Annotated in this window: 19 protein-coding genes; 12 read left to right on the top strand and 7 right to left on the bottom strand. The window is 54.2% G+C overall.

Annotated features, from left to right (window positions below):
* The first annotated feature begins 22 nt into the window (after window positions 1-22).
* From lepB to IT971_RS10775, 9 genes are all read left to right on the top strand, one after another.
* Window positions 23-757 (top strand): signal peptidase I, encoded by a 735-nt coding sequence (lepB, locus tag IT971_RS10815; RefSeq protein ID WP_007089493.1) that lies wholly within the window; start codon window positions 23-25, stop codon window positions 755-757.
* Entirely contained in the window at window positions 757-1,440 is a 684-nt protein-coding gene (rnc, locus tag IT971_RS10810) for a ribonuclease III (RefSeq protein WP_007089494.1), read from the top strand. Before lepB ends, rnc begins: the two co-directional genes overlap by 1 nt.
* Entirely contained in the window at window positions 1,433-2,371 is a 939-nt protein-coding gene (gene era, locus IT971_RS10805; protein WP_007089495.1) for a GTPase Era, read from the top strand. Before rnc ends, era begins: the two co-directional genes overlap by 8 nt.
* 77 nt (window positions 2,372-2,448) lie before the next feature.
* Window positions 2,449-2,652, top strand: a complete 204-nt coding sequence (locus IT971_RS10800; RefSeq protein WP_007089496.1) for a hypothetical protein — start codon at window positions 2,449-2,451, stop codon at window positions 2,650-2,652.
* The gene (locus IT971_RS10795; RefSeq protein WP_156487976.1) at window positions 2,652-2,819 is read left to right on the top strand and encodes a hypothetical protein; all 168 of its coding nucleotides are present in this window, start codon (window positions 2,652-2,654) and stop codon (window positions 2,817-2,819) included. The genes IT971_RS10800 and IT971_RS10795 overlap by 1 nt, the downstream gene beginning before the upstream one ends.
* 9 nt (window positions 2,820-2,828) lie before the next feature.
* Window positions 2,829-3,584 carry a DNA repair protein RecO gene (gene recO / locus IT971_RS10790; RefSeq protein ID WP_007089497.1) on the top strand — a complete coding sequence of 252 codons (756 nt, stop codon included), beginning with the start codon at window positions 2,829-2,831 and terminating at the stop codon, window positions 3,582-3,584.
* Between the two features lie 139 nt (window positions 3,585-3,723).
* A complete protein-coding gene (parC, locus tag IT971_RS10785) occupies window positions 3,724-5,967 on the top strand; it encodes a DNA topoisomerase IV subunit A (protein WP_063091945.1) in 2,244 nt (747 codons plus the stop codon).
* A gap of 251 nt (window positions 5,968-6,218) precedes the next feature.
* Window positions 6,219-6,764: a TRAP transporter small permease subunit gene (locus tag IT971_RS10780; RefSeq protein WP_037991226.1), complete on the top strand. Its 546-nt coding sequence runs from the start codon at window positions 6,219-6,221 to the stop codon at window positions 6,762-6,764.
* Complete coding sequence (locus IT971_RS10775) at window positions 6,764-8,140, top strand: TRAP transporter large permease subunit (protein ID WP_063091946.1); 1,377 nt, start codon at window positions 6,764-6,766, stop codon at window positions 8,138-8,140. Before IT971_RS10780 ends, IT971_RS10775 begins: the two co-directional genes overlap by 1 nt.
* 76 nt (window positions 8,141-8,216) lie before the next feature.
* On the opposite strand, the gene IT971_RS10770 is transcribed toward IT971_RS10775, so the two are convergent.
* The 4 genes from IT971_RS10770 to motA form a co-directional block, all read right to left on the bottom strand.
* Window positions 8,217-9,311: a TRAP transporter substrate-binding protein gene (locus tag IT971_RS10770; protein WP_037991225.1), complete on the bottom strand. Its 1,095-nt coding sequence runs from the start codon at window positions 9,309-9,311 to the stop codon at window positions 8,217-8,219.
* Between the two features lie 165 nt (window positions 9,312-9,476).
* Window positions 9,477-10,217, bottom strand: a complete 741-nt coding sequence (locus IT971_RS10765) for an arginyltransferase (RefSeq protein WP_063091947.1) — start codon at window positions 10,215-10,217, stop codon at window positions 9,477-9,479.
* A 111-nt stretch (window positions 10,218-10,328) separates the two neighbouring features.
* Window positions 10,329-11,285: a flagellar motor protein MotB gene (locus tag IT971_RS10760; protein ID WP_063091948.1), complete on the bottom strand. Its 957-nt coding sequence runs from the start codon at window positions 11,283-11,285 to the stop codon at window positions 10,329-10,331.
* A 42-nt stretch (window positions 11,286-11,327) separates the two neighbouring features.
* Entirely contained in the window at window positions 11,328-12,182 is an 855-nt protein-coding gene (gene motA, locus IT971_RS10755) for a flagellar motor stator protein MotA (protein ID WP_007089504.1), read from the bottom strand.
* A gap of 252 nt (window positions 12,183-12,434) precedes the next feature.
* Here motA and IT971_RS10750 point away from each other — a divergent pair, with 252 nt between their 5' ends.
* Complete coding sequence (locus tag IT971_RS10750) at window positions 12,435-12,917, top strand: flavin reductase family protein (protein ID WP_063091949.1); 483 nt, start codon at window positions 12,435-12,437, stop codon at window positions 12,915-12,917.
* 38 nt (window positions 12,918-12,955) lie between these two features.
* Here IT971_RS10750 and IT971_RS10745 read toward each other — a convergent pair whose 3' ends face one another.
* Both IT971_RS10745 and IT971_RS10740 read right to left on the bottom strand, forming a co-directional pair.
* The gene (locus tag IT971_RS10745; protein ID WP_196871226.1) at window positions 12,956-14,176 is read right to left on the bottom strand and encodes a threonine ammonia-lyase; all 1,221 of its coding nucleotides are present in this window, start codon (window positions 14,174-14,176) and stop codon (window positions 12,956-12,958) included.
* A 342-nt stretch (window positions 14,177-14,518) separates the two neighbouring features.
* Window positions 14,519-16,006, bottom strand: coding sequence for an aldehyde dehydrogenase family protein (locus tag IT971_RS10740; protein WP_063091951.1), 1,488 nt, complete (start codon window positions 16,004-16,006; stop codon window positions 14,519-14,521).
* 232 nt (window positions 16,007-16,238) lie between these two features.
* On the opposite strand from IT971_RS10740, the gene IT971_RS10735 reads away from it, so the two are divergent.
* Window positions 16,239-17,405 (top strand): type III PLP-dependent enzyme, encoded by a 1,167-nt coding sequence (locus IT971_RS10735; RefSeq protein ID WP_037991212.1) that lies wholly within the window; start codon window positions 16,239-16,241, stop codon window positions 17,403-17,405.
* 125 nt (window positions 17,406-17,530) lie between these two features.
* On the top strand, window positions 17,531-19,045 hold the full coding sequence (locus tag IT971_RS10730; RefSeq protein WP_063092027.1) for a malonyl-CoA synthase: 1,515 nt from the start codon (window positions 17,531-17,533) through the stop codon (window positions 19,043-19,045).
* Window positions 19,046-19,162: 117 nt separating this feature from the next.
* On the opposite strand, the gene IT971_RS10725 is transcribed toward IT971_RS10730, so the two are convergent.
* Window positions 19,163-19,321, bottom strand: a complete 159-nt coding sequence (locus tag IT971_RS10725; protein WP_082242478.1) for a DUF1127 domain-containing protein — start codon at window positions 19,319-19,321, stop codon at window positions 19,163-19,165.
* Window positions 19,322-19,606: the final 285 nt, after the last annotated feature.

Here is a 19,606-nt window from a genome sequence, read left to right as displayed (position 1 = left end):
TAAATACTGAATGGAAAAGCTAGTGCAAAAGAAGAAAACGGGTGGACTTCTGGACACCTTCAAAACCGTTTTCTGGGCCATTGTGATCGCGCTTCTGGTTCGGACATTCGCCTTCGAACCGTTTAATATTCCATCCGGTTCGATGATCCCGACCTTGCTGGTTGGTGACTATTTGTTTGTGTCGAAATTTTCCTATGGATATTCAAAGCACAGCCTGCCGTTCAGCGTGCCGCTGATTCCCGGTCGCATCATGTCGTCCGAACCGGAACGCGGCGATGTGGTGGTTTTCAAACTGCCTGCTGATCCGTCGCAGGATTATATCAAACGCGTGATCGGCCTGCCGGGCGATACGGTTCAGGTCACCAATGGCCGTTTGCTGATTAATGGCCAGACGGTAGAACGTGACCGGATCGAAGACTATATCCTGACCGATGGCAGCGGGCAGGCGATTGCCGTTCCGCAATATATCGAAACACTTCCGAATGGTAAGGTTCATCGTATCCTCGAGATCTTTGGCGATCAGGGGCCAAGCGATAACACCGAACCGTTTACCGTCCCCGAAGGGCATTTCTTCATGATGGGCGATAACCGCGACAATTCGGCCGATAGCCGGGCCTTCCCGTCGCGCTTCCGGTTTGTCCCGATCGAAAACCTCGTGGGACGTGCTGAATTCCTGTTCTATTCCAAAGACAGTTCACAGCCGATCTATGACTTGGGCAGCATCCGGTTTGACCGGCTGTTCCAGGGGGTCAACTGATGGCCGAAACGGTGCCATTGATTGCCGAGATTGATCACGAGTTTGCGCAACCCGATTTGCTTCGGGTTGCGTTGACGCATCGCAGTGCCGCAAAAGGCAAGGATGCGTTAAGCGGCGGCAATGAACGGCTGGAGTTTCTGGGCGACAGGGTTCTGGGGCTGGTTGTTGCCGAAATGCTTTATACGCGTTTCGGGCGCGAGCGCGAAGGCGCGATGGCCAAGCGTTTTGTCGCGCTGGTGCGTCGTGAAACGCTTGCCAGACTGGCACAGCAGATCGGCCTTGGCAGCCATATCCAGATGGCAAAAGGCGAACGTGCCGCCGGTGCGGATACCAATCCCGCCATTTTATCTGATTGCATGGAGGCGGTGATTGCCGCACTCTATCTTGACGGTGGTCTGGAACCGGCAAGAGAATTTATCGAACGGCTTTGGCTGCCGCTTCTCGATGAAGCGCCCAAGCCGCCGCAAGATGCAAAAACCCGATTGCAGGAACTTTTGCAGGGACGTGGCAAGCCATTGCCAAAATATGAAATGGTCGGTCGTCAGGGCCCCGCGCATGCACCTGTCTTTACCATTGAACTGAGCACCGGAGACGGTGAAAGTGTAAAGGCCGAGGGCAAATCGAAACGCGAGGCAGAACAACTGGCTGCTCAATTGATGTTGGATACACTGAACCATGAATGAGGTTCCCACTCCGGTGAACGAAGACAGATTACCTTATCAGCAGCGTTGCGGCTTTGTCGCACTTGTCGGGGCGCCAAACGCCGGAAAATCGACATTGCTCAATCAGCTTGTTGGCACAAAAGTATCCATCGTTTCGCCCAAGGTGCAAACAACACGCACGCGCGTGCGCGGCATTGTCATGACCGATGACGCGCAGCTGGTGTTTATCGACACGCCGGGCATCTTTGCGCCGAAGCGCCGTCTGGACCGTGCAATGGTCAAAGCCGCCTGGAACGGTGCGGATGATGCCGATCTTGTTGTTCTGGTGATTGATGCCGGGGCAGGGATCACCGACGAGGTGCGCGCGATCATTGATCAGCTCAAATCCCAGAATCGCAAAGCCATTCTGGCGATGAACAAAGTCGATAAGGTGGCCGACAAGGAAAAGCTGCTGCGTCTGTCGCAGGAATTCTTTGCCGAGGAAGTTTTCACCGATGTCTTCATGATTTCGGCCAAAAAGGGTTCTGGTACGCAGGATCTGGTGAATTTCCTTGCGGCCAAGATGCCCGATGGTCCGTGGATGTTCCCCGAAGACGACGTTTCGGATATGCCGTTGCGGTTGCTGGCGGCAGAAATAACGCGCGAAAAACTTTACTATCAGCTGCAGCAGGAATTGCCGTATTCCGCAACGGTCGAAACCGAATTGTGGGAAGAACGCAAGGATGGTTCCGTCAAGCTGGAGCAGACGATTTTCGTCGAGCGCGAAGGCCAGAAAGCCATCATCCTTGGCAAGGGTGGTAAGCGTATCAAGGCCCTTGGCAGTGATGCCAGAAAGGAACTTGAAGCGATTTTCGAACGTCGGGTTCATCTGTTCCTGTTCGTCAAGGTGCGCGAAAATTGGGGCGATGATCCCAATCGCTTTGCGATGTGGGGACTTGATCCCAACGCTTGATACATGGCGCGTAAGTTTCGCGCACATTTGCCCTGCCTGCAGGTTTGGATATGGAAAACGGATCTTTATGGGGAATAGTGTTGATCGTCGTTGGCGCCGTTGCCGCGATGATCGTTGCACGTGTCGCCCGGCGACCGTTTCGTTACCGGCATGATGGTAAAAATATCGAGCGCGACAAATCATTCCTTTCGCGCCCGGTTAATCTGCTGGCGTTGTTGGCGGCTATTGCCACCTTCGTTCTTGGGTTGCTTTGGCGTTTGAATGGAAATGGACCGTCGTAATGACCAGGCACGAAAATGACCCGATTAATGATGCAATTGATCACGTTTCAAGCAGCAACACATTGAAACGTATTGTTTTTATTGTTGCGTTCATCTGTCTTGCATCCAGCCTTGTCGGGCTTTTCTTCCTTGTTACCCGTCTGATCGTGCCGCGCGGTTTTTTCTAGAGGTGCAGGATGGACTGGCGTGATGATGCGATCGTCCTTTCCACGCGCAAGCTCGGTGAGAACTCGGTCCGTTTGTCGGTGCTGACGCGCGACTATGGTCGATATGCAGGCATGGTGCGCGGTGCCACCAGCAAATCAATGCGCGGTACGCTGGAGCCGGGGAATGAAGTTCGTGTCGGATGGTCTGCCAGATTATCAGAACATCTGGGGCAGTTCCGTTGCGAACTGACGGGCGCGCATGTTGCCGATTTGCTGCTATCCCCCGGGCCCTTGATGGCGTTGAGTTCGGCCTGTGCGATGCTGGAAGTCACATTGCCCGAACGCGAAGCGCACACCACATTGTATCAGGGGACGGTTGCACTGCTTTCCGCCCTTAAGACGGAGCAATGGCTGGCGTCTTACATCCGATGGGAAGTCGGGTTGCTTGACGAGCTTGGCTATGGGCTCAGCCTTGATCGTTGTGCAGCAACAGATGTTGCCGATGACCTCTGCTTTGTATCCCCCAAAAGCGGTCGGGCTGTTTCCGAGGCCGCAGGAACGGCATATCGTGATCGCCTGTTGCCGTTACCGGCATTCCTTGCCGCAGGCAGGGCCGCACAAAGCAGCCGCGATCAGGGATTGAATGAACAGTTTCGCCAAGGGATCAAACTGACCGGATTTTTCATTCATCGCGATATTTTTGAGGCAAAGGGTGTGAAGCCCGTTGCCGCGCGCGACCGGCTGGTGAGCCATATCTGGCGCGCAGTAGACGCCGATGAAAAATAAATACCGTACTTTGATGCGGACTTGTGTTGACCATAACCGTACCCACCGTAGTATGTTGCCAAAATGGTGATTGAGCGCCGGACACCGGACTGAATTGCCGAATTGATTGCAACCTGCCAAACAACAAGAAAAATCGTTCATGAGCACCAAGACTTCCGATCCGGCCAATGCCGGCCAAATCAGGGAAACGCGCCTTGCCGACGCGTTGAGCGAACGTTATCTCGCTTATGCCATGTCGACGATCATGTCGCGTTCTCTTCCCGATGTACGCGATGGTCTGAAACCCGTGCATCGGCGTCTGCTGTATGCCATGCGCCAGCTAAAACTTGATCCGGCGCAGGGGTTCAAGAAATGCGCCCGTGTTGTCGGTGACGTGATCGGTAAATATCACCCGCATGGTGATCAGTCTGTCTATGATGCGCTTGTGCGTTTGGCACAGGATTTTGCCGTCCGTTATCCGCTGGTCGACGGGCAGGGGAACTTTGGCAACATTGACGGCGATAACGCAGCGGCAATGCGTTATACCGAGGCCCGCATGACAGCCGTTGCCGCGGCACTGATGAATGGCCTTGACGAAGATGCGGTTGATTTCCGCCCGACATATGACGGCGAGGATCACGAACCGATTGTCATGCCGGCAGCGTTTCCGAACCTGCTGGCCAATGGTGCGGCCGGTATTGCGGTTGGTATGGCAACCAACATTCCGCCGCACAATGCTGGCGAACTATGTGCCGGCCTGATCAAGCTGATCGATAATCCTGATACCTCGATTGCGGAACTCGTGCGCTGTGTGCCGGGTCCGGACTTCCCGACCGGTGGGGTTCTGGTTGAGCCGCGCGAAAACATTCTTGAGGCCTATGCCACCGGGCGCGGTTCATTCCGTCTGCGCGCCAGATGGGAAGTCGAGAAGCTCAGTCATGGACTGTTCCAGGTCGTTGTGACCGAAATTCCCTATCAGGTTCAGAAAGCCAAACTGGTCGAACGTATTGCAGACCTTATGGTGCTGAAAAAGCTTCCGCTTCTGGCCGATGTCCGTGATGAGTCGACCGACCTGATCCGTCTGGTGTTCGAACCGCGCACCCGTGCTGTCGAGCCGGAACATCTGATGGAAATGTTGTTCAAGAATACCGAACTGGAAATCCGGTTTGGTCTGAACATGAACGTGCTGGACGGGGACAATACGCCGCGCGTGATGAACCTGCGCGAAGTGCTGCGTGCGTTTCTGGCGCATCGGCAGGATGTTCTTATCCGTCGTTCCAACCATCGACTGGCCAAGATCAATCATCGCCTTGAAGTTCTTGATGGTTATCTTGTTGCCTATCTGAACCTGGACGAGGTGATCCGGATCATTCGGTTCGAGGATGAGCCGAAGGTTTCCTTGATGACGACCTTCAATCTCACCGAAGTTCAGGCGGATGCGATCCTTAATATGCGTCTGCGGTCGTTGCGCAAGCTCGAAGAGATGGAAATCAAAAACGAGCATGCCAAACTGACCGAAGAGAAAGAAGGCCTCGAAGCGCTTCTTGCCAGCGAAACGCTGCGTTGGGAAAAAATCCGCGACGAAGTCGAGGAAATGCGCGAGAAATTCGGCAAGAAGACAGCCCTTGGCAAGCGTCGTACCGAAATCGGTGATGCGCCGGAAGAAATCGAAGTGCCCCTTGAAGCCTTGATCGAGCGTGAGCCGATCATGGTGATCTGTTCGAAAATGGGGTGGATCAGAGCCCTTAAAGGGCATACCGCCGATACGAGTGATCTGAAGTTCAAGGATGGTGACGAGGGGCGCTTTGCCCTTAAAGCCTTCACCACTGACAAGCTTCTGATCATGAGCACCGAAGGCCGTTGTTACACGATGTCATGTGACAAGCTTCCGGGCGGGCGTGGCCATGGTGAGCCGATCCGGCTGACAATTGATCTGCCACAGGAACATGACATTGTCGCAATGGTCATCCATAAGCCGGGCCGGAACCTGCTTGTTGCAAGCTCGGCCGGCCGCGGCTTCCAGGTGGCAGAGGCCGACGTGGTTGCCCAGACCAAGAACGGCAAGCAGATTTTGAACCTTGGCAAGGATGAAGAGGCCAAAATCTGCCTTTCGGTCGACAAGGATCATGTCGCTGTTCTGGGCGAAAACCGTAAACTTCTGATCTATCCGGTTTCCGAAGTCCCTGAAATGACCCGCGGGCGCGGTGTTATCCTGCAGAAATACCGTCAGGGTGGCATGGCTGATTTGGTCCTGTTCAATCTTGAAGAAGGACTGAGCTGGACCATGGGCGGCAGCGAGGGCCGTACACGTACCGTTACCGAGCTTGCAGAATGGATTGGCAAGCGCGCCGGTGCCGGGCGTATGCCGCCAACCGGGTTCCCGCGGTCAAACAGGTTCGAATAACGCATCCTTCGCAGAATGGATGAGATTCCAAAGGGATAAGGGCAGGGATGTTCTTATCCCTTTTCTCGTTTCCGGGCGAAATTTGTCAATCACGGGTGAAAACGCGGTTTGATTTTATTCAGGATGCTGAACAAGGCGGGAAACGGGCAAAATATATAGCGTTTTAAGGCGTAAATATGTAACTTCGCATCCTGATTGGCAGGGAGCCCGCAATTTCCCTGTGAGTTCCAAAAGGGCGTGGGAGTGAAAACGTGAATTTTCTAGGGAGTTTCGTCCGTTTCGTTGACGGTCTGAATGACTGGATCGGACGTGGCGTGGCCTGGCTGGTAATCCCGATGGTCGTGATCACATTCCTGGTCGCGACATTACGGTACGGTTTTTCCATTGGCTGGGTTTCGATGCAGGAAAGCTATATGTGGCTGCATGGTATCGTCTTTATGGTCGGTGCCGGTTACACGCTGCTACATGGCGGTCATGTGCGAGTGGACGTCTTCTATCGTCCGGCTTCGGCGCGCTACAAGGCATGGGTTGATCTCTTTGGTTCCCTGCTGCTGCTGCTGCCGGTGATCATTATGGTCTATATCTATAGTTACCCCTATGTGATGACCAGCTGGCTTCGTCTTGAAGGGTCACATGAAACCGGCGGCTTGCCGGGGCTGTTCCTTTATAAATCGGTTATTCTCGTTTTCTGCGTGTTGATTGCTTTGCAGGGGCTGTCACTCGCCGCGCGCAGCATTCTCGTGCTGACCGGGCATAAAGAATTTGAAATCAAAGAAGAAGAGCACGAGGGCGTTTGATGTCGGGGGAAATTCTTAGCCTTGTAATGTTCGCAGTAGCCTGCGGCGTTCTTCTTCTCGGTTTCCCGGTTGCGTTTTCCCTGGCAGGAACGGGGCTTGTCTTTGCGCTGATCGGTAATTCGATGGGCGTGTTTGACATGCCGCTTCTGGGGTCGTTGCCGTCACGCTATTTCGGTGTGATGACCAACGAGCTTTATGTCGCGATCCCGCTTTTCGTTTTCATGGGCGTCATGCTTGAACGTGCCCGGATTGCCGAAAAGCTGCTGACGACCATGGGGCTTCTGTTTGGCACCATGCGGGCGGGGCTTGGCATTTCGGTTGTGCTGGTCGGGATGCTGCTGGCGGCTTCGACCGGTATCGTTGGGGCAACCGTTGTAACCATGGGGCTTCTCAGCCTTCCGGCGATGCAAAAGGCCGGATACAGTCCGCGTCTTTCGACCGGGGTAATCTGTGCATCCGGCACATTGGGGCAGATCATACCGCCGTCGATCGTGCTGGTTTTGCTCGGTGATATCCTGCAAGGCGCTTACGCCGAAGCACAACGTTCGCTGGGCAATTGGGCCCCGGAGCCGGTTTCGGTTATCGACCTGTTTGCCGGTGCATTCATTCCCGGCATGCTTCTGGTCGGGCTTTATATCTGCTGGATCATCATTCAGGCCTTTATTGACCCCAAATCGGCACCGCCGCTGGTGACCGACAAACGGCCGGATGGCCTTTGGGGTGAAGTTCTGCGCGCGCTGATGCCTCCGGGGTTGCTGATCGTTGCCGTGCTGGGCTCGATCCTTACAGGTATTGCAACACCGACTGAGTCCGCCGCATTTGGCGGTGTTGGTGCGGTCATTCTGGCGGCGTTCTATAAACGCCTGTCATGGGACGTGTTGCGCCATGTGACACGCCAGACGGTTCAGATCAGTGCCATGGTCTTCGTGATCCTGCTGGGCGCATCGGTGTTCTCGCTGGTCTTCCGTGGCCTTGGCGGGGATCATCTGGTCGAAGAACTGCTGCATAACCTTCCTGGCGGTGTTTTCAGCGCCATGCTGGTCGTCATGCTGCTGATGTTTGTCATGGGCTTCTTCCTTGATTTCATTGAAATCGTGTTTGTGGTTGTGCCAATCGTTGGCCCGATCCTGCTCAAGATGGATATCGATCCGGTCTGGCTTGGTGTGATGATTGCCATCAACCTGCAGACCAGCTTCCTGACGCCGCCGTTCGGCTTTGCGCTGTTCTATCTGCGCGGGGTGGCCCCAGCGGCAATCAAGACCTGGGACATTTATCGCGGGATTGTCCCGTTTGTCCTGATCCAGGTCCTGGGCTTGGGGCTTGTTGCGGCGTTCCCGGCACTGGCGACATGGCTTCCGGACTTGCTGTTCAAGTAACCGCAGGCCCGCCAAAACCTGTCATGCAAAAAGGGTCGGCAAATGCCGACCCTTTTCGGTTTCTATATCTGAAAACTTAGTATTTGAACGGCAGGATACGTGCCTGGGCAAAAGCCGATTCCGAGAATTTCGACCAGCCAATCGACTGGGTACGGAACGCGATCAGGCTTTCGAACACTTCCTGCGACAGCGGATTTGATGCAACGAGGTCACGCAGAACCGTGCCCGACAATGCGCCAAGATTGGTCAGAATGTCGTCCGAGAACGGGCGAACATCGACATTGTGTTTGTCGCGCAGGGTCTGGAGCGCCTGATTGTTCCGCGCGGTGAATTCCGACAGAACCATCTGGTTCACAGCACGGTTGGCCTGCTCGACGATTGCCTTGAGATCGTCGGGAAGGGCATTCCACGCATCAAGGTTGATGAAGTTGTCCAGAACGGTCGCCGGTTCATGCCAGCCCGGATAGTAATAAAACTTGGCTGATTTATAGAGACCAAACGCCAGGTCGTTATACGGACCAACCCATTCGGTCGCATCAATTGCACCGGACTGAAGGGCAGGCGGAATTTCGCCACCCGGAAGGTTCACAACGTTACCTCCCGCAGCTTTGACGACTTCACCGCCAAGGCCCGGAATACGCATTTTCAGACCTTTATAGTCATCAATCGTATTCATTTCCTTGTTGAACCAGCCGCCCATCTGGGTGCCGGTATTGCCGGACGGGAAGAATTTGCAGTTCAGTTCGGAATAGACTTTGTCCGCAAGTTCCTGACCGCCGCCCCACTGGAACCATGCGTTCTGTTCCTGAGCGTTCAGTCCGAATGGCATCGCTGCGATATACTGGGTGGCATCGACTTTACCCTTCCAGTAATAAGGCGCGCCATGGCCCATTTCGACGGTACCATTACCGACAGCATCAATGGCTTCAAAGGCGGGAACGATTTCGCCCGCGCCAAAAACGGTCACCTTCATGCGGCCGTTTGATGCCTTGTTTATATATTCAGCCAAAAGGTTCGCCCCGGTCCCCAAACCCGGGAAGTTTTTTGGCCAGGTCGTGACCATGCGCCACTCACGGACTTCCTGTGCGATTGCCGGTTTGGCAAAGGTAGACGCGACCGCCGCGGTCGCACCGGCTACCGCAGCGCCGGAAAGAAATTGGCGACGTTTCATAGATTACAGCCTCCCAAAGATGCAAGCTCATGATTTATTGCCTCAAAGCCGTCATGCGGCTTTGGAGCAAAGCTTATATGCGTCTGTAGAATGTGGCAACCGGGGATCGATGGGGGAACTACTACTTTGGTCTAGTAGTTGCGGCGGGGTATCGCGAGCCAAAGATCAACCGTCAATACCGTCACTGGCCGGAAGGCTAACCCAGTTTCCGCCCCGAAAACCTTCCAGAGGCTGAAAGCGCATCTTGTAGGACATCTTTCGGCACTCTCCGATCCAGTAACCAAGATAAACATGGGGTAAACCAAGGGTTTGGGACTCTTTTATCAGATCAAGAATGATAAAGGTTCCAAGTCCGCGGCGCTGTTCGGAGGGATCAAAGAAGCTGTATACGGCAGACAGGCCATCAGAGAGGTTATCGACCAGTGCAACCGCGATCAGGCTGCCATTCTGGCGCCGATATTCAAAAATGGAGGTGTCGACAGTGCTGTCTTCGATCATGGCCCGATAGTCGCGGGCATCCATCCGCGCCATATCGCCATTGCCGTGACGGGCGTCCTGATACTGACTGAAAAGCTGAAACTGTTCCTGTGTGGCGACGGATGGCGAGACGGCCCGGATCAGATCATTGTTTTTTGCCGCGATACGACGAAACGATCTGGTCGTGCGGAAATCTTCGGAACGTACCCGGACGGGAACACACGCGTCACATTCGCTGCAGGCAGGCAAATAGGCAATAGAATGGCTGCGGCGGAAACCGGCGCGAGACAGCAGATCATGAACGTTATTTGCTTCGGGACCGCGCAGTTCTGTCACCAGCTTACGCTCGAACCTGCCAGGCAGATAGGGGCATGGCATGGGAGCGGTCATGAAGTAATGCTGTGTCAGTCGCCTTTGATTGACTGTCATTTACCGTTTTGCCCCGGCTTCAGAGGTTCTTCTGATAATATGAGATTAGGTATGAATCATGACGGTTTAAAGGGCGAACCCGACGATTGTCTGAGCTCGCCATAAAATTCCCTAGCGGTTTGAAGGGACAGAGAAGCTGGGGCGCCGGTTTGAAGGCGCTGAATTGCCCGATTCTTGTCCTGATCCCTGTTCGGTGGATGGGGTGCCAGACTGCGCAGGGGCGGAGGTTTCGCCATCAACGGCCGGGCGTTCACCGGTTCCGCGCAGAAGCGTGATGCTGATGCGTCTGTTGCGTTCGTTTTCCGGCGTTTCGGGAAGCAGCGGGTCCGTATCGGCAAGGCCGGCAACTTTGGCGAAGCGGCCGGATGCAAGGCCCTGCGTTTCAAGTTCCCGGCGGGTTGCCAGGGCGCGGTCCGAGGACAGTTCCCAGTTGCTGTAACCAGTGACTGTCGAGAAGGGCACGGCATCGGTATGGCCTTCAATCGAAATATCCTGCGGCATACCCTGGATAGCTTCGACAACCTTTGACAGCAGAAGTTTGGTGTGGTCGGCCATGACGGCACTACCGCTTGGGAACATTGCGGTGCCGTCTTCATCCAAAATCTGAATGCGAAGACCTTCGTCGGTTTCTTCGATCCGGATATTCTTGGCAAGTTCCTGCAAATCAGGTGAACTTTCAAGCGCCTTGCGAAGTTCTTCTTCCGCTTCCTTGAATTCCTTGTCTTCCTGTTCGGCAAGACGTTGCTCGGCCATTTCTTCCGGTGTTTTCACCGGGGGAATATCAATGCTGACCGTCGGCGCGCCCGTTTCAGAGCGTAAGGCACCTTGTTCTGCAAGGCTTTGGCCACCCAGAATGCCGCCGGAACCGGACTCGCTTTGAGAAATCGTTTCCGGGGTGAAATAGTTCGACACGCCCTGTAGCTGTTCTTCAGTGGCACTGCTAAGCAGCCAAAGCAGCAGGAAGAACGCCATCATTGCTGTCACAAAGTCGGCATACGCAACCTTCCATGCACCACCATGGTGGCCGTGACCGCCTTTCTTGATTTTCTTTATAACGATATCAGGCATGCGTCGCGTTTTTCTCTAAACCGGAAATGGATTATTCAAAAATCAAGCGGTTGGTGCATTTTGCAAAGCTTCGTCAAGTTCCTTGAAGCTTGGCCGAAGATCATGTGGCAGGGTTTTTCGTGCAAATTCTACCGAAACCTGCGGCGCATAACCCTGCATGTGTCCGATAAGTGCCGCCTTTATACAGCTGTAGTATTTCGCGTCGGCATCAACGGTTTTCTTGATGATGGATGCCGTCGGCGCGACAAAACCATAAGCGCCAAGAATACCAAGGAATGTCCCGACCAGTGCTGCCGCAATCAGGCCGCCCAGAATTTCAGGCGGTTCCGTCACGGAGCTCATGGTGACAATAACCCCCAGAACGGCCGCGACAATACCCAGCGCGGGAAGACCGTCGCCAACTGTTTGAACCGCATCGGAAACCGCGTGTTCTTCCTCGTGATGGGTTTCCAGTTCCTGATCTATCACGGCTTCGAGTTCGTACGCATTGGTGGTGCCAAGGGTCAGCAACCGAAGATAATCACACATGAACTCAAGGGCGTGATGGTCTTTGGTGACGCCGGGAAAGTTTGCGAAAAGGCTTGAGCTTTCGGGGTTTTCCACATGGCTTTCAAGCGCCAGATCGCCCTTTGATTTGGCGAGACGAAAAACAGCATAAAGGCAGGTCAAAAGCTCAAGATAGGAAGCTTTCTTCTTGGGGCCTTTCATGGCACGCAGGGTATAGCTGAAGGATCGTTTGACAACGCTTAGCGGATTGGCTGTCAGAAAGGCACCAAACGCAGCCCCGAAAATAATCAGAACTTCAAGAGGTTGAACGAGAATGCTAAATGACCCGTGTGGTAAATACCCGCCAAGTACCGAGCCAAGTACTATGACGTAACCGATAATCAGAAACATTATGCAGTCCCCATTAACCCCAAAATACGCCGCAACCGTAAATTCCTCATTATGGACAGCCTTCCGGTAAGCCGGAGTTTCAGGGTCGCAGCGCTTGTATTTATATGATTCATATTAACTTTTAATCTTATTAATATAGCGTTTAAAACGCTGACGCGTGGGGTTTGACAGCACAAGTTTTTCCCGCCATTTTCCCTGATCCTGTACGCAGGGCATGTCCAATAGGTTTTATCAGCAAGAGCATTCTTCAATATGTCATTTTCATCGCGCGATTTTCGGGACTGTCTGGGACAATTCGCAACCGGTGTTGCGGTTGTTACGGCACGGGCGAATAATGGCGCAAAAGCAGGCATTACGATCAATTCGTTTGCGTCGGTGTCGCTCGATCCGGCTCTGGTACTTTTTTCAGTAGACCAGCGCGCGGCCACACATTCATTGTTTGCAGGTGAGTGTGACCGTTTTTGCATCAATATCCTTAATCGGGATCAACGTGACCTGTCTGACCTGTTTTCATCACCGGTTCACGACCGTTGGGAAGACCTTGTTTTCGAAGATGATTGCCATGGTGTGCCAAAGCTGATCGGTAATCTTGCGACATTTTCCTGCAAACGACATGCAATTCACGATGGCGGAGATCACAGCATCATTGTGGGGCATGTGCAGGATATCTCGCTGGGGAATACCGGTGATCCTCTGCTTTATTATGGTGGCCGTTATCGCTCCCTTGGCAAATGAGCAAAGGGCCAACGGCATTGTCGCTGGCCCTTGTAATTTCAGTCGAGCGATGTGTTGCCCAGAAGGCGGCTGCCAAATCCGGCACCGGTCAGTTTTGTAATCACCTGTTCCGCGTGCGAGGTGTCTCTGACTTCCAGCACCATGTCGACGTCGGTCTGCTTTGCCGGCACATCATAGAAGTGACGCTGGTGATACACTTCGATGATGTTGGCTTCGGCGTCGCCGATCAGCGCGCTGATGGTTGCAAGTGCGCCCGGAACATCGGGAATTTCGATACGCACACGCACAAGGCGGCCTTCGCGCGCCATACCACGCATCAGAACCTGTGCCAGAAGGCGTGTATCGATGTTGCCGCCACTGACAATCATGCAGACCTTCTTGCCCTTGAAACGGTCATGATGGTCAAGTAGAGCCGCAAGAGGGGCCGCACCCGCACCCTCGACAACCGTCTTCTCGATCTCGATCAGCATCTGGATGGCACGCTCGATAGAGCTTTCCTCGACCAGCAGCACATCATCAAGCTTTTCCTTGCAGATTTCGAGGGTCAGGCCACCCGGTTGCTTGACCGCAATGCCTTCGGCAATCGTCACACCACCGCCCGAAAGCGGCAGGCCTTTGATGCCTTCATACATCGAAGGATAAAGCTTGGTCTCGACACCAATCACCTCGATATCCGGGCGTCGGGCCTTGATGGCCGTAACAATACCGGCCGCAAGACCGCCGCCGCCAATGGGGACGATAATGGTGTCGATGTCCGCCCCATCATTAAGGATTTCAAGCCCGACAGTCCCCTGACCGGCAATGATATGCGGATCATCAAACGGATGCACAAAGGTCAGGCCGCGTTCTTTCTGAATTTTCGATGCGGCTTCAAGGCTTTCGGCGAAAACACTGCCTTCAAGGACAACTTCCGCCCCGTGTGAACGGGTGTGACGGACTTTGGTAAAGGGTGTGTTTTTCGGCATGACAATGGTTGCCGGAATGCCAAGTCGTTTGGCGTTATAGGCAACACCTTGCGCATGGTTTCCGGCCGATACGGCAATGACACCCTTCGCGCGTTCTTCAGGCGTCAGGCTGGCCAGTTTGATATAAGCGCCGCGTTCCTTGAAGGAGGCCGTATATTGCAGGTTTTCAAGTTTCAGGTGAACTTCGGCCTCGCAAATATTTGAAAGTGTTTGCGATTTTACCAATGGCGTTTTGCTGACGATGCCTTCAAGCAAGCCGGATGCGCGTACGATGTCGTGATAGGAAACGGTCATTTCCATACTCCTGCGGCCAGCCGCACTTTACGTGATGTGCTGGCATTTTATCATGTGTGGGCAAAATTCGGATGTTTAACCAAGCCTGTCATCCGCGGATGACAGGGATCACATTCGCAGGGCGGAAATCCCGATAACCATGGCCATCGCACCGGCACGAAGCGTCGGACGGGGATGCGATGCGAGGATGTCAAGGCAAGCAGACATAGCCATGTTCTTTCCGGGTTATGGGTCGGTAATCGTGATGCAGCTTTGCGGATTAGGCGCGCAAGGTCAAGTTTGCAAACAAAAAGGCCGGGTTGCAACATTTGCAACCCGGCCGGTTTGGGAACGCAGGCAGGGTTATTCCATATTCATGATGATGGTTTTCTTGTGCGTGAAATGTTCAAGCATGCTTTCAAGCGATGCCTCCTTGCCAAGACCCGAAAGCTTGACGCCGCCATATGACAGGTTTGGCTGCACGACAAGGTTCTGATTGACCTGAACAAAGCCCGCTTCAAGCCGTTTGGTGGCCGTCAGCGCGGTTTTAAGGTCCTTGGTCCAGACGGTTGCGGCAAGGCCAAAGTCGCTGTCATTGGCAAGCTCAATCGCCTCGTCAAAGGTTTTGAACCTGAACACACACGCAACAGGGCCAAAGATTTCTTCGCGGGCAATCCGCGCATCGGGTTTGACATTGGTAAAGACAACCGGACGGACAAACATGCCGTCCGCAAGTGCCGGATCGGTCGGAAGGGCGCTGAGTTCATTTTTGGTCGCACCTTCTTCCTCGCCGATCTCGATATAACCGCACACCTTGTCGCGCTGTTTGCGATTGATGATGGTGCCGATATCGGTTTCCTCGTCCAGCGGATCACCCATTTTAAGGGTGTTGACCTTGGCCAGAAGACGGCTGACGAATTCGTCATGCAGGCTTTCATGTACCAGAATGCGCGACGACGCCGTGCAGCTCTGGCCCTGACGGGTAAAGCGCATGCCGCCAATTGCCCCGGCAATGGCCTTGTCCAGATCGGCGTCATCCATCACGATCATCGGCGATTTGCCACCCAGTTCCAGCGTGACCGGGATCAGTTTTTCCGCCGCTGCGCGGTAAACCGTACGACCGGTTTCGACCGATCCGGTAAAGGATACCTTTTTGACATCCTTGTGCGCCACCAGCGGGCCGCCACATCCCGGACCAAAACCGGAAAGGATGTTCAAAACACCCTTTGGCAAGACCTGCTGCATGATCTGGCAAACGCGAAGGACGGTAAAGGGGGTGTCTTCTGCCGATTTAACGACAACGGTATTGCCCGCGACCAAGGCCGGGGCGACCTTGATCGCCATCAGAAGCAGCGGCACGTTCCACGGAATGATCGCACCGACAACGCCAACCGGTTCACGCGTTGTCAGGGTCATCATGTTCGGGTTGAACGGAATGGTTTCACCCTTCAGTTCCGAAGCAAGGCCGCCAAAGAAGGTGAACATGTCGGCCAGGACCGATGCCTCGACCCGGCTTTCCGTCCGCAACGCCTTGCCGGACTCAAGGGCCACCATCCGGCCGAGTTCCTCGACATGCTGGGTCAGGATACGCCCGCATTCCGCCACCAGCTTACCGCGTTCGCGGGCAGGGCGGTTTGCCCAATCCTTTTGGGCCTTCTTTGCCACCGAAACCGCGAAATCGACGTCATCGGCGTCACCTTCGGCAGCCTGCGCAATAACCTTGCCGGTTGCCGGGTTCAGCACGTCAAAATTTCTGCCATTTCTGGCCGGTACAAGTTCCCCGTCGATCAGGTGACGGCCATCAAGTTCCTTGACCAGTTTGTGGGGATCAAGCACGGGTTCGATAGACATTTCAGGCTCCCTGTCATATAGCTGCGCGCCCGTTTTCCGGCTGCGTCGCAAAATAAACGGTTATTCGGTATTGGTTTACCAATTTATCGATCCGATACCGGAAAGGCAAGGTCCTTTCACCATGTTAGGCATGACAGTCAGGGGCAGGGTTGATAGGGTTACTTAAACGCGGGCTGCATTTCGAATTGTGAATGCGCCACAGATACAATTCCGTAAGGACAAGGGGATACCCATGCCGCGCCATTTCGATACGACGTTTGATGTTGTTCGTGAACTTAAGCCTTCTTACCCGGTTTATTGCCTGCGCCCTGACATCCTGCGTGAATCGGCCAAACGGTTTGTCGATATGTTTCCCGGCAATGTCCTTTATGCGGTCAAATGCAATCCGCATCCGGAAATCATGCGCTACCTTCATGAAGGCGGTGTTCGTCATTTCGATACCGCATCGCCCGAGGAAATTGCCCTTGTCCGCCGCCAGTTTCCCGGCATGAACGTCTATTTCATGCATCCTGTCAAAAGCCGGGATGCCATTCGCAGCGCGCACCGTGTTTTCGGCGTAAAGCATTACGTGATCGATACCGAGGATGAACTTGAAAAAGTCCGCGCCGAAACCGACGGCGAGACCGATCTGGTCATTCATGTCCGCCTGGCAACCCCGCCGGCAGGGGCGGCCTATAACCTTTCGGCAAAGTTCGGTGCCCGTCCGATGACGGCATCGGAACTTTTGAAGAAAGTTGATGGCTATGGCTATACCGCCGGGCTTTGCTTCCATGTCGGGTCGCAATGCACGACACCCAACGGGTATCGCATTGCCGTCGAACTGATCCGGCAGGTTGTTGATTTTTCCGGGGTAAAAGTCCGTTATATCGATGTTGGCGGCGGGTTCCCCGGCCAATATATGAACCAGCGCGCACCGGGGCTTGAGGTCTTCATGGAGGAAATCAAGGACTGCATTCGCTGGCTTGGCCTGCCTGATACCACCTTTATGTGCGAGCCGGGCCGCGCACTGGTGTCGAGTGGCGTGTCGCTGATCACGCAGGTGCATCTGCGTAAAGAGGACCAGCTCTTCATCAATGACGGAGTCTATGGCAGCCTTTCCGAGGCGGTCACCGGGCAGTTGCGTTTCCCGGTACGACCGATGCGGATCGGCGGTGATTTCAACGACACCGATACCCTTGATTTTACGATCTATGGCCCGACCTGCGACAATATGGATGTGCTTCCGGCAACGGTAACCTTGCCCGCCGACATCCGCGAAGGGGACTGGATCGAGTTTGGTCATATCGGTGCCTACAGCAACGCGCTGGCCACCCATTTCAACGGTTTTTACCCGGAATTACTGGTGACGGTTGGCGAAACATTCCCGTTCATTGATGGCGAATTTCCGCAGGTCGGCTGACCACAATCGGTCATAGCGGTAAAACAGTACTTGTTTGCGGATATTCTTGTGTGCACTATGCTGCCCGGTATGACACCGGGCAGCATGAATGCCCGGCACAAGATCTGAAACAGGGAAGATACGCCGTGACCAACAGCCTTTTCATGCGCATACGAAGCCGATTTCCATCCGACCTGTCCAAGGTCCTGATCGAAACGGCAGAGGGCACAACATACAGCTACGGTGATGCCGATGCGGCGTCCGCACGTATTGCCGGGCTGTTAACAGCCCTTGGTGCCAAAAAAGGTGATCGCGTCGCGGTTCAGGTCGATAAATCCCCCGAAGCCCTGTTCCTTTATCTCGGCTGTATCCGCGCAGGTCTGGTCTATCTGCCGCTGAATACCGCGTATCAGGCAGGTGAACTTGCCTATTTCATGGGGAACGCGGCACCTATTGTTTTTGTCTGCCAGCCACACCGCGAAGATGAAGTAACTGCAATTGCCGACGCACAGGGTGTTGAAAAGGTTTTGACACTTGGCACGACGGGCGAGGGGACGTTGATCCATCAGGCGGCGGATTTCCCCGCCGAATTTACCCCGGTTGCCTGTGCAGATGATGAACTTGCGGCCATTCTTTACACCTCTGGGACGACGGGCAAGCCAAAGGGGGCCATGATGACCCAGACCAATTTATGGTCAAATGCCGCGACCCTGGAAAAGCTGTGGGGCTTTGGTCCGGACGATGTTCTTTTACATGCGCTCCCGATTTTCCATACGCACGGGCTTTTCATTGCGTGTCATTGCGTGATGCTGTCGGGATCGAAAATGTTCTTCCTGCCGAAGTTTGATCGCGATCAGGTCATGGCGCTGTTGCCGCGCAGTACCGTCATGATGGGCGTGCCGACATTTTATGTCCGGCTGTTATCCGGTGATGATTTCAATGCCGATGTGACCTCGGGCATGCGGCTGTTCATTTCAGGATCGGCACCCTTGTTGCCCGAAACATTTGTCGCCTTCAGGGAACGGACCGGCAAGGCGTTGCTGGAACGTTACGGCATGACTGAAATGGGAATGGCTACGTCCAATCCGCTCAATGGGGAACGGATCGTGCATACGGTCGGCCCGGCCCTGCCGGATGTGGAAGTCCGGGTCTGTGACGATAAAGGGAATGTGCTTGGAACCGACGAGATCGGCGTTCTGGAAGCACGCGGGCCGAACGTTTTTGCCGGATACTGGCAAATGCCGGAAAAAACGGCCGAGGAATTCCGCGAAGACGGGTTCTTCATTACCGGTGACATCGCGAAAATCGATGCCAAGGGATATGTCCATATCGTTGGTCGCGCCAAGGATCTTGTGATTTCCGGCGGGTTTAACGTTTATCCCAAAGAAATCGAAACGGTCATCGACAAGATGGATGGTGTTGTCGAAAGTGCCGTGATCGGCGTTGCGCATCCGGATTTTGGCGAGGCCGTCGTGGCCGTGATCGTCCGCAGCAGCGATAAACTGTCCGAAGATGACGTGGTCAATGCGATCAAGGGGCAGCTTGCCAATTTCAAAGTACCCAAGCGCGTTTTCTTCGTGTCCGAACTTCCGCGTAATGCGATGGGAAAAGTACAGAAGAATATCCTGCGAGAGGATTATAGCGCGGTATTTGCCAACTAGAACGGGGCGCTACAACGGGGCGAGGGACAGCTTGCCCCGTCAGCACATTATCCCGAAAACAAGAAAAGCCCCGGCAATCAATGCCGGGGCTTTTCTTTTGGACGGCTACGGTCTGGCTTAGCGACCGAAAGCAACGCGATGTGCGACATCGTCAATCATGTCACGGTTCAGGCCGATATCTGCCAGCTCACGTGCATCAAGTTTACGGAGCGCAGTCTGGGTCTGGTACTGAACACGAAGGGCGCGCAGGAAAGCAAAAATCTTGGTTACGATCATTTCATCACCTATTTCAAACCGGCCAATTTCAAATTGGCACTGTCATTCAGATAACCGGCATGTGCTCACCGAAGATATTCCATGAAGGAATAGTTAACTGGTTTGACGTGTCGGTCTGCTTGATATGTACCGAATGATCATCTGCATTTTTTCGCATCAGCCAGTCGATACATCGTTTTTATTTCGTGAGTGCAAACTACGCCCGGTTGATTGTGAAATCCAATGCGTTTTTTGCATGGCTGGAGGCTGGAAAGCGCAGAAAGTCATGTTTTTGCAACGAAAACG

Source organism: Thalassospira sp. B30-1 (assembly GCF_015767575.1).
In the GTDB taxonomy this organism is placed as follows: domain Bacteria; phylum Pseudomonadota; class Alphaproteobacteria; order Rhodospirillales; family Thalassospiraceae; genus Thalassospira; species Thalassospira xiamenensis.
This window is presented reverse-complemented; position numbering and strand designations above follow the sequence as displayed.